At 43.4% G+C, this 11256-nt stretch carries 11 protein-coding genes; all 11 read left to right on the top strand.

Annotated features, from left to right (window positions below; genetic code table 11):
* Positions 1-199: 199 nt before the first annotated feature.
* A complete protein-coding gene (locus PCY11_RS10660) occupies positions 200-1024 on the top strand; it encodes a ZIP family metal transporter (RefSeq protein WP_049522580.1) in 825 nt (274 codons plus the stop codon).
* A gap of 133 nt (positions 1025-1157) precedes the next feature.
* Entirely contained in the window at positions 1158-1592 is a 435-nt protein-coding gene (locus PCY11_RS10655; protein WP_024056125.1) for a hypothetical protein, read from the top strand.
* 185 nt (positions 1593-1777) lie between these two features.
* On the top strand, positions 1778-2647 hold the full coding sequence (gene rfbA, locus PCY11_RS10650; protein ID WP_003002772.1) for a glucose-1-phosphate thymidylyltransferase RfbA: 870 nt from the start codon (positions 1778-1780) through the stop codon (positions 2645-2647).
* Positions 2647-3240: a dTDP-4-dehydrorhamnose 3,5-epimerase family protein gene (locus tag PCY11_RS10645; RefSeq protein WP_049475294.1), complete on the top strand. Its 594-nt coding sequence runs from the start codon at positions 2647-2649 to the stop codon at positions 3238-3240. Before rfbA ends, PCY11_RS10645 begins: the two co-directional genes overlap by 1 nt.
* Positions 3241-3442: 202 nt before the next feature.
* Entirely contained in the window at positions 3443-4489 is a 1047-nt protein-coding gene (rfbB, locus tag PCY11_RS10640) for a dTDP-glucose 4,6-dehydratase (protein ID WP_023918493.1), read from the top strand.
* A 124-nt stretch (positions 4490-4613) separates the two neighbouring features.
* Positions 4614-5693 (top strand): hypothetical protein, encoded by a 1080-nt coding sequence (locus tag PCY11_RS10635; protein WP_024055743.1) that lies wholly within the window; start codon positions 4614-4616, stop codon positions 5691-5693.
* A 112-nt stretch (positions 5694-5805) separates the two neighbouring features.
* Positions 5806-6918, top strand: a complete 1113-nt coding sequence (locus PCY11_RS10630) for a hypothetical protein (protein WP_070846054.1) — start codon at positions 5806-5808, stop codon at positions 6916-6918.
* A gap of 141 nt (positions 6919-7059) precedes the next feature.
* Entirely contained in the window at positions 7060-7698 is a 639-nt protein-coding gene (gene udk, locus PCY11_RS10625; RefSeq protein ID WP_003007856.1) for a uridine kinase, read from the top strand.
* 195 nt (positions 7699-7893) lie between these two features.
* Entirely contained in the window at positions 7894-8574 is a 681-nt protein-coding gene (locus tag PCY11_RS10620) for a YoaK family protein (protein WP_049485824.1), read from the top strand.
* Between the two features lie 486 nt (positions 8575-9060).
* Positions 9061-9558 carry a GAF domain-containing protein gene (locus PCY11_RS10615; RefSeq protein ID WP_301362755.1) on the top strand — a complete coding sequence of 166 codons (498 nt, stop codon included), beginning with the start codon at positions 9061-9063 and terminating at the stop codon, positions 9556-9558.
* Positions 9558-11234, top strand: coding sequence for a DNA polymerase III subunit gamma/tau (dnaX, locus tag PCY11_RS10610; RefSeq protein WP_049475291.1), 1677 nt, complete (start codon positions 9558-9560; stop codon positions 11232-11234). The genes PCY11_RS10615 and dnaX overlap by 1 nt, the downstream gene beginning before the upstream one ends.
* Positions 11235-11256 lie beyond the last annotated feature (22 nt).

Below are 11256 nucleotides of genomic sequence, written 5' to 3'. Positions count from 1 at the left end.
CAGTGGTTGAGTGGGCTCTACTACGCTGATTTCATCAGCTTTTACAGCCCTACTCAACTGTGCGGAGGTGGGACGACGAAATCGAATTCTAACGAATTACCGATTTCTGTCCCACTCTCTTTTTTTCGAAAGATCTTCCTTAATTGGGCTAAAAATAGTAGAATAGAAGAAGTGAATCATCGAGAAAATGGGAGTTGTTATGAATTGGTTTCAATCGCAATCCGTGGTCTTGCAGGCCTTTCTCGCAGGATTGTTTACATGGGGCTGTACCATTGTCGGGTCAGCCATCGTCTTTTTCTTCAAGCATATTAGTCGCAAATTACTGGACATCATGATGGGCTTTGCGGCAGGGGTCATGATCGCGGCTTCTTTTTGGTCGCTCTTACAACCCTCGATTGAGTATGCGGAAACCTCTTATGGGAGCCTGGCTTGGTTGCCAGCGGCGATCGGTTTTTTAGCTGGAGGTTTTTTCCTTCGCTTGATTGACGCCATCGTCCCTCACCTTCATATGACGAAGGAGATTGAAGAGGCTGAGAGTATCCATACGCCGCGGGAGAAGAAGTTGTCTAAAACAATCCTCCTTTTTCTCGCCATTACCATTCATAATTTTCCAGAAGGCTTAGCAGTCGGAGTAGCCTTTGGAGCTCTGGCTAGCAATCCAAGTCCAGAAGCCTTTATCGGGGCGGTTGGCCTGGCCATTGGGATTGGCTTGCAAAATATCCCAGAAGGGGCTGCTCTTTCAATCCCAATCCGGACGGATGGAAAATCCCGTCTCAATGCCTTTTATTGGGGATCTATGTCAGCCATCGTCGAGCCCATCGGAGCCCTGCTAGGGGCAGTTGCCGTCTTATCCATGACAGCCATCTTGCCTTACGCCCTCTCTTTTGTAGCAGGTGCGATGATCTTCGTAGTGGTTGAAGAGTTGATCCCAGATTCCCAGACCAATGGCAACACAGATGTGGCGACCTTAGGCCTCATGGTTGGCTTTGTCATTATGATGATTCTAGACGTCGCTTTGGGATAAGGAACTGAAAAGGAGAGCATCAGGACAAGCTCTCTTTATGATTGGTATCATGGTATTTGAGAATGAAAAGATGAAGAACAATTCATCAGATTCAATTCAGAGGTAGACCTTAGTCAGCGAGGAAAATTATCTTATGGTAAAAATCAAGTTTAACAAGAAAAGCAAAAGGATAATGAGCGTCATCGCCTTGGCTCTCCTTTTGGTAGTTGGGATTTCTATGTTTTATATGAACAAAAAATTAGAGGAGAAGAGACGCAATAGAGAGTATGAAGTCAGCCTTGTAAGGACCTTGAAGCATTCTTACGAGGGAATTGAAGAAATTGAGATTAAAAACCCATCTTATAGCTCTACTCCTTCGGACGCATGGGGAGCAGATGTAAAATTTACATTTTCTGATGGGAGTTCCAAGGAACATGTACTAGCTTATGATAAAGATGCGAAAAAAATTAAGATAGGGGTCTATCATAATGAAGATGAAGAATTTCAGAGCTTTATGGATTCTAGGAGAGGCACGACCAAATCGGGAGTAAAGGTAAGGTTTTCAGACGGCTCAGTCAAGGAGCAGTAATCAGTGAATTAAAGTATATTAAAGAGTCCTAGTCCGAGCGTCCTATTTGAATCACGATAATGAAGATCGTTAACGGGACTATAGAATCAACGTCCTGTCATCACCTTGTAACACAAATGCAAGGTGACTTTTTTATATAAACATGATAAAATAAGGGTAATGACTACGTAGAAAGGCCTAACATTATGAAAGGTATTATTTTAGCAGGGGGCTCAGGAACTCGCTTGTATCCATTGACACGTGCGGCTTCTAAGCAGTTGATGCCCATTTATGACAAACCAATGATCTACTATCCGCTGTCAACGCTTATGTTGGCTGGGATCAAAGATATCCTGATCATCTCAACACCTCAAGACCTTCCTCGTTTTGAAGAGCTTCTTGGAGATGGTTCTGAACTTGGTATTTCCCTCTCTTACGCAGAGCAACCAAGTCCAGATGGCTTGGCGCAAGCCTTCATCATCGGAGAAGACTTTATCGGTGACGATCATGTTGCCCTCATCCTTGGGGACAATATCTTCCACGGAAACGGCTTAACCAAGATGTTGCAACGGGCAGAAGCGAAGGAAAAAGGAGCGACTGTCTTTGGTTACCAAGTCAAAGATCCGGAACGCTTTGGTGTGGTAGAGTTTGACGCGGATATGAATGCCATCTCTATCGAAGAAAAACCAGAACATCCAAAATCCAACTTTGCAGTGACCGGACTTTACTTCTATGACAATGATGTGGTAGAAATTGCCAAAAACATCAAACCAAGCCCTCGTGGTGAGCTTGAAATCACCGATGTTAACAAGGCTTATTTGGAGCGTGGAGATCTCTCTGTTGAGCTCATGGGCCGTGGTTTTGCCTGGTTGGATACTGGAACTCACGAAAGTCTCTTGCAGGCATCTCAATATATCGAAACTGTTCAACGCTTGCAAAATGTCCAAGTGGCTAACCTTGAGGAAATTGCTTATCGCATGGGTTATATCACCAAAGAACAAGTCCATGAATTAGCGCAATCACTGAAGAAAAACGAATACGGACAATATTTGCTCCGTTTGATTGGAGAAGCATAATGACGGAACTATTTTTTGATAAAGAATTAGCAGCCCGCAAAATTGAAGCCATCCCAGGCTTGATGGAGTTTGATATTCCTGTGCGCGGAGATAACCGTGGTTGGTTTAAAGAAAACTTCCAAAAAGAGAAAATGCTTCCTCTTGGATTCCCTGAAAGCTTCTTTGCAGAAGGTAAGTTGCAAAACAATATTTCATTCTCTCGTAAGAATGTTTTGCGTGGCTTGCATGCAGAGCCTTGGGACAAGTATATCTCTGTAGCAGATGAAGGCAAGGTTCTTGGAACTTGGGTAGACCTTCGTGAAGGCGAGACCTTTGGGAATACCTACCAAACTGTGATCGATGCTTCAAAAGGCATCTTCGTCCCTCGTGGTGTAGCCAATGGGTTCCAAGTTTTGTCAGACAAAGTTGCCTATACATACTTAGTCAATGATTACTGGGCATTGGAACTCAAACCAAAATATGCTTTTGTCAACTACGCAGACCCAAGCCTAGACATCCAATGGGAAAACTTGGAAGAAGCAGAAGTCTCAGAAGCAGACAAGAACCACCCACTGCTCAAAGACGTCAAACCCCTAAAAGCAGAAGATTTGTAAAAACGAACCTTGCGTAGCAATATTGCGACTGCAAGGAGCGTTGTAAGATCGTTCCTGCCCTAGTGGAAACAAGAATGCCGTAGGGAATCTTGTAGGGAAATCCGGAGACTTCGGCTTCGGATTTAGCCATGAAACCGAAGGGTTGCTGGCGTCACTTACTAGCCAAAGGAACAATCAAAACTAAAAATTATTTGGAGAAAAAATGTCAGAATATAAACATATCATCGTAACCGGTGGAGCTGGTTTCATCGGTTCAAACTTCGTACACTATGTCTACAACAACCATCCAGACGTGCATGTGACTGTCCTTGACAAACTCACTTACGCTGGTAACCGTGCCAATATCGAAGAAATCCTTGGAGATCGTGTCGAGTTGGTGGTGGGAGACATCGCGGATGCTGCATTAGTTGATAAATTGGCTGCTAAGGCTGATGCCATCGTTCACTATGCGGCTGAAAGCCACAATGATAACTCCCTCAAAGATCCATCTCCATTTATCTACACAAACTTTGTTGGGACTTATACACTCTTGGAAGCAGCTCGTAAATACGACATTCGTTTCCACCACGTGTCAACAGACGAAGTGTATGGAGACCTTCCATTGCGCGAAGATCTTCCTGGACATGGGGAAGGTCCTGGTGAAAAATTCACTGCTGAAACCAAATACAACCCATCATCACCTTATTCATCAACCAAGGCTGCTTCTGACTTGATTGTGAAAGCTTGGGTGCGTTCATTTGGTGTCAAAGCAACGATTTCAAACTGTTCAAACAACTATGGTCCATACCAACACATCGAGAAGTTCATCCCACGTCAAATCACCAATATCTTGTCTGGTATCAAACCAAAACTTTATGGTGAAGGCAAGAACGTCCGTGACTGGATCCACACCAACGACCACTCAACTGGTGTTTGGGCTATCCTCACTAAAGGCCGTATCGGTGAAACTTACCTGATCGGTGCCGATGGTGAAAAGAACAACAAGGAAGTGCTTGAATTGATCCTTGAAAAAATGGGTCAACCAAAAGATGCCTACGACCGTGTAACAGACCGTGCTGGTCACGATTTGCGTTACGCTATTGATTCAACCAAATTGCGTGAAGAATTGGGTTGGGAACCACAATTCACCAACTTCGAAGCAGGTTTGGAAGAAACCATCAAGTGGTACACAGACCACCAAGACTGGTGGAAAGCTGAAAAAGAAGCTGTCGAAGCCAACTATGCGAAGACACAAGAAGTTTTGAAATAAGGAAGAAAGTCCAAGTAGAAAATCGCTTGGACTTTTTCTTTTATTTTCTGAAAATGAGTGATTGCCTTTTCATGTATGGTATAATAGGATCAGTTTGAAAACAATCATCGATTAGGAGGAATAGATGAATCAAAAAGATTGGGTAGACTATTTTGAAGCACTCCATAACCGTAAGCCGAGTCTGCAAGAGTTTCAAAATGCACGAGCGAATGGTGAGTTTGTAGTGGAACGAAAAGAGACCGTTCCTGAAGCACCAGTTCCATCAGCGGTAGCCTCACGAGAGAAAAGTGAGCAGGTTCAAATGCCGTCACAAGTGGAGTCAGGGTATGAGACTCTAGCTATCAAACGCTTTAGTGTGAAATGGAATAAGCAGACCAAATGGGCTTTATCAGGTGTGGGAATACTAGCTGTTATTGTACTGGCTTATTTCTTTTTCTTCCAACCGACTCCAAGTTTGGAAGGAATTTGGGTTGGACCTGCTGATTCAACAGCAGTGGTTTATGAGTTAAATCAAGAAGATCCACGATCGTATGGTAAGTATAAGATTGAGAAAGTTTACAAAGGTAATGAAGCAAAACAAGAGTTTCAGAAAGCTTTAAACCAGTTAAACTACTCCAAGCTGAAAAACTTAGCAGATGTTGATAGAAAATTTGACCTCCACACGAGGGAAGTTATCATCATTAAAGACGAGCATGGGCTTGTTTATAATCTACTCCAAAGCAATGGGACCAATGTGATTTTAGCCAATGACTTGATGGATTTGGTTACCTATAGTGATCATTCAGAAAGCTTTAAGAAGAATGCTATTTTTCACAAGACAGAAATTCCTAAAGTTCTAGTTGGGAAATGGAAAATTGAGCGTTCTTTTGATGATGAAACCAATTATCTTGAATTAAATGATCGTGGTATTCTTACTTATAGTGAATATGATAGTAGCGAAGGTACGGCTTTTTATAGTCTAGAAGAGCTCCAAAAGATGCCTTCAACTAAGTTTGATCAAGAAAAGACAGCTGACAAAGTGAAAGAGGTCTATGAAGATCTTCAAGATGCGGTCGATTCCCAAGATTACCAGCTAACTAGTATGAAAGACGTGTACAAGCAACTAGGATCTGATTTTTATTATGTCCTTGTAAATGGAGGGAAGACAGTCCTTGTTTTCACAGAAGACTATCATTTAGTTGAAAAATTGGAAAAAGTGAAATAAATTAGAAGGACCGTAAGGTCCTTTTCTTTTATTTTCTGAAAATCACAAAATATACCATGGATTTGTGGTATAATATGGTTAGTTTTTATAATGAATCAATAAGGGGAATATGATGAATCAAAAAGATTGGGTTGAATATTTTGAAGCGGTCAATGGTCGCAAGCCAAGTATGCAAGAATTTCAAGAAGCGCGTGAAAAAGGGGAGTTTGTCGTAGAGCGAAAAGAAGCGCCGACTCCAACAACTGAGGCACCAGCTCCAGCCACTGAAGCGCAGGCTCCTGCTCAGGAAGGACCTGTTGCACCTAGTGCGCCTCTTTCCCAAGAGCAGCCAACTTCTGTCCAACCGCAGCCATCGGCGAAAACCTTACAACCTGTTCCAAGACCAAAAAAATTGACATTTTCTTTCAATAAACAAGCCCAAATTGGGGCTGCAGTTGCGGGACTTGTCGCAGTGATTGCCTTTGCTTGGTTCTTTTTCTTTTCAGGTGGACCAAGTCTAGATGGTGTTTGGTTGCGAAATACGGATTCAAGTCCGGTCACTTATGAACTAAGTGGAAAGAAACAAAAAGTCAATGGTGGCGAGAACATCAAAAAGGTTCTCAAGGGCAATGAAGCGAAAAAAGAATTTAATACAGCACTTTCTTTGTTAAATGCAACAGACTTGCATTCACTTGCGGATGTCGATAAGAAATTTAACCTGAAGACGACAGAAATAGTTGTTATTAAGTCTGGTGGGAACACACGCTATAACTTGCTCCAAAAAGACGGAAGCAATATTATTTTAAGAAATGATTTATTCGACTTGAAAACTTATAAGTCATACAAAGGAAACTTTGAAGATAATTTGGTCTATCACAAGGTTGAAACACCAAAGGCCATGGTTGGAAAATGGAAGAATGTGACAGAAGGAGATAATACAACTGTTCAGATTTCAGATCATGGAATTATAAGTGATAAGTATTACGATAACAAGGCTTACGCATTCTATTCTCTAGCTGATCAAGAAAAGTATGATGGAGACACGACTTCTAAAGAAGAGATTGAACACACATTTGACGTAATTCAAGAAGCGGTGAAATCAGAAGGCTATCAAGTGAAGAGCGCTAAGGAAGTCTATATACAAGCTAATTCAAATTATTGTTTCGTACCTGTCAATGGTGGAAAAAATATACTCGTCTTACGTGGTGGTAATGAATTTGCTGCAAAACTAGAAAAAGTGAAATAATCAAAGGACCGCAAGGTCCTTTTTGTTTCCAAATTTCTGACTGAAAAACTATTCATGTCTAGGAAAAAATATGGTAAAATGGATAAGATGTATCTGAGATGTCTATTTCTTCTCAGGCGACTACAGGTAATGGAGTAGAAAATGCAAAATAGACCTATTATTATTGGTGTTACTGGTGGCTCTGGTGGTGGAAAGACCAGTGTGTCTCGTGCCATTTTGGCCAATTTCCCGAATGAAAAGATTGCCATGATTGAGCATGATTCTTATTACAAGGACCAAAGTCATTTGACCTTTGAGGAGCGGATCAAGACCAACTATGACCATCCTTTTGCCTTTGATACGGATTTGATGATTGCGCAGATCAATGAACTCTTGGCAGGTCGTCCAGTGGATATCCCAACCTATGACTATGCGGAACATACGCGCAGCAGCAAGACCTATCGTCAGGAACCACAGGATGTCTTCATCGTGGAAGGGATCTTAGTTCTTGAAGACAAGCGCCTTCGGGACCTGATGGACATCAAGATTTTCGTTGATACGGATGATGATGTGCGGATCATTCGCCGGATCAAGCGCGATATGGAGGAGCGTGGCCGGAGTCTGGATAGTGTCATTGAGCAATACCTTGGTGTAGTAAAACCGATGTACCACCAGTTCATCGAGCCAACCAAGCGTTATGCGGACGTGATCATTCCTGAGGGCGTGACCAACACAGTTGCGATTGACTTGATCACAACCAAGATTGAAAAAATCCTCAACGAAGCGCGTGAAGGAAAATAAAGATAGGGAGCAAGAGGGCAATCGCTCTCCAATCCTATAACAATAGTTGGAATTACGGAATGTCTCAGTAGTTGGTGAGACTCTTCATTCGCTAAAAGACTCAGAAGAGTTCTCGATCAACTTTGTGGGGGTGGTATGGGAAATGTTTATTTAAATATTTTCTACCACTCCCTCTTTTTCCTAAGGAGAATGAAAATGAAAAGGGAGTTTCATTCGCGGACTAAGGCGTTCGCTTGTTTATTGACCATGTGTGCTGGTTTTTCAGATGCTTATACCTTTATTTGTCGGGGTGGGACCTTGGCGGCAGGCCAGACGGGAAATGTGGTCTTTCTATCGGTTGGTTTGATCGGCCAGCAGATCTCAGATGTAGAAGTGAAGTTAGCCACGATGCTGGCCTTTATGCTGGGGATCTTTTTAATGACGGTCTTGCGTCGCTTGATTGATAATTCAGTCTGGCGCTTGAGTACCCTAGTGCCCTATATCCTCACAACTTTGGTGACGGGATTTTTGCCAGCATCGGTAAAAAATGTCTTCATCGTGCCTTTTTTTGGCCTGAGTTTAGGAATCGTAGCGACCTCATTTGGAGAAGTAGGTAGCTATGCCTACAACCACTCTTTTATGACCGGAAATCTCAAGAAAACCATGGTGGCTTATGGAAATTTTGTCAGAGAAAAGGAGATGAAATTCCTCTGGGAAGCCATCTTTATGACCTGCTTGATCGGGAGTTTCGTCTGTGGGGCCATTTTTTCGACCTACTTGATCCAGTTTTATGGATTAAAGACGATTTGGCTGGTGGCCATCATCTTAACCATCTTTTTAATCTACCGGGCCATTCAATATTTTGAAGTCTTTCACTTCAATCGGCTGCATGAATAGATAAAGGTATCATAAAAAACTTTCCTTAGGTGAGTGCGGACGTCAGCGAACTTCTTTTAAGAAGTTCCATGACTAATTATTGATCCTAAGGTCTCAATAATTCCGTGTGCCTGAAGCAGTTAAGCTTCAGGCACTTTTCTCACAGCGGAAAGTTTAGTATATTCTTTATCAATTTAAATTAATGAGACCTCGATTTTATCTCTTTGCAGAATCGCTTAAGTTATTTTACTAAAAATTAGTTTATCTATATTCCAGAGGCTGGGACAAAAGTCCTAGCCTCTCCATTATCTTTGGATTGTCGAGCAAGACGCAGTGGTTGAGTGGGCTCTACTACGCTGATTTCATCAGCTTTTACAGCCCTACTCAACTGTGTGGAGGTGGGACGACGAAATCGAATTCTAACGAATGACCGATTTCTGTCCCACTCTCTTTTCTTTCGCTGTTTGAAGCTTAATTTTTGGGCAAAGATTTGGTATAATGGAAAGTATGAAACAATCGGAAAAAGAATCACAATACCAGCTCTTGCTGGCTCAGTTAGACGCTCTCTTAATGGATGAAACCAATGCCTTGGCTAATCTGTCCAATGCCAGTGCGCTGTTAAATCAAGCCCTGCCTCGTTCGGTCTTTGCGGGTTTTTATTTGTATGACCAAACGGAATTGATCCTGGGACCTTTTCAGGGAGGTGTTTCTTGTGTCCATATCGCTCTTGGAAAGGGTGTCTGTGGAGAAGCAGCTCAAAAGCAGGAAACCATGATTGTCGATGATGTGCGCCAGCATGCCAACTATATTTCCTGTGATAGTCGGGCTATGAGTGAGATTGTGGTGCCTATGATCAAGGACGGTCAGCTCCTTGGGGTTTTAGACCTGGATTCGGAGTGTGTCTCTGACTACGATCAGCTGGATCAGGAGTATTTAGAAAAGTTTGTCGCTCTCTTGATCGATAAGACAAACTGGGACTTTAAGATGTTTGGAGTTAAGAACTAATGTATCAAGCTTTATATCGGAAATACCGGAGCCAGACCTTTGGCCAATTGGTCGGCCAGCAAGTAGTGGCACGGACATTGAGACAGGCCGTTGAGCAGGATAAGATCAGCCATGCCTATCTCTTTTCAGGTCCTCGTGGTACTGGGAAAACCAGTGTGGCTAAGATCTTTGCTAAGGCCATGAACTGTCCTAATCAAGTCAATGGGGAGCCTTGTAATGACTGCTATATCTGTGAATCCATTACCAATGGGAGTCTAGAAGATGTCATCGAGATTGATGCGGCCTCCAACAATGGGGTCGATGAAATTCGGGATATTCGCGACAAATCCACCTATGCTCCGAGTCTAGCCAAGCACAAGGTCTACATTATCGATGAGGTCCATATGCTCTCAACAGGGGCCTTTAACGCCTTGTTGAAGACACTGGAAGAGCCCACGGAAAACGTGGTTTTTATCCTTGCAACAACGGAGTTACACAAGATTCCAGCCACCATTCTGTCTCGGGTGCAACGCTTTGAATTCAAATCCATCAAACTGCCGGATATCGTTCACCATTTGGAAAGCATCCTAGCTACAGAAGGCATTGCCTATGAAGCAGATGCTGTTCAGATCATCGCCCGGCGCGCTGAAGGTGGGATGCGGGATGCCTTGTCCATTTTGGACCAAGCCCTGAGTCTGACTGCGGGTAGTGAGTTGACGACAGCGATCGCCGAAGAGATTACCGGCTCCATCAGCCTAGCTGCGCTCGATCAGTACGTGGCTGCCATTCTGGCTCATGATGCGACAGCGGCGCTGGATCAGCTGGCGATTATCTTTGATAATGGGAAGAATATGGCCCGCTTTGTCACGGACTTACTTCAATACCTGAGAGATCTCTTGATTGTCCAGACGGGTGGAGAAAATACCCACAATAGTGACTTATTTGCGGCGAATCTTGAAGCCGATCAAGCCCGTCTTTTTGCCCTGATTGACCAGGCGACAACCAGTCTAGCGGATATCAAAAATAGCCTGCAACCGCGCATCTACACTGAAATGATGACCATTAAATTGGCTGAAAGCACAGGCCAAGTTTCTAACTCAGCAGCTGTGGAGGTTCCTTCCAATGTACTAGCTCAGCTGGAAGACTTGAAGAAGGAAGTCGCTCAGCTCAAGCAACAGTTAGCGCAATCGGGTAGCAGTCTTCCTGCCTCAAAACCAGCAGTAACTCGTCCAACCAAGTCGAACAAGGGCTACCGTGCGGATCGAAATAAGGTCAATGCCATTTTACAAGAGGCGGTTGAAAACCCAGAGTTGGCACGGACCAACTTGATCCGTCTTCAGAACGCTTGGGGGGAAATCATCGAGAGTTTGGCAGGTGCGGATAAGGCTCTCTTAATCGGATCCCAGCCGGTCGCTGCTAATGAAAATCACGCCATTTTAGCCTTTGAGTCTGCCTTTAATGCTGAACAGACCATGAAGCGGGACAACCTCAATACCATGTTTGGAAATATCCTCAGCAATGCTGCGGGCTTCTCACCAGAGATTTTAGCGGTTTCGATGGAAGAATGGACCCAAATCCGGGCAGAGTTTTCGGCTAAGGCGCGTGGTCAAAAAGCGGAAGTGGTAGAAGAAGAGGAAAGTGTCATCCCTGAGGAATTTCACTTTTTATCCGATAAAATCACCCTGCAAGACGATTAATACATGAATTTTTTACTGAATC

This window comes from Streptococcus sp. SP8, from assembly GCF_030440045.1.
In the GTDB taxonomy this organism is placed as follows: domain Bacteria; phylum Bacillota; class Bacilli; order Lactobacillales; family Streptococcaceae; genus Streptococcus; species Streptococcus parasanguinis_I.
This window is presented reverse-complemented; position numbering and strand designations above follow the sequence as displayed.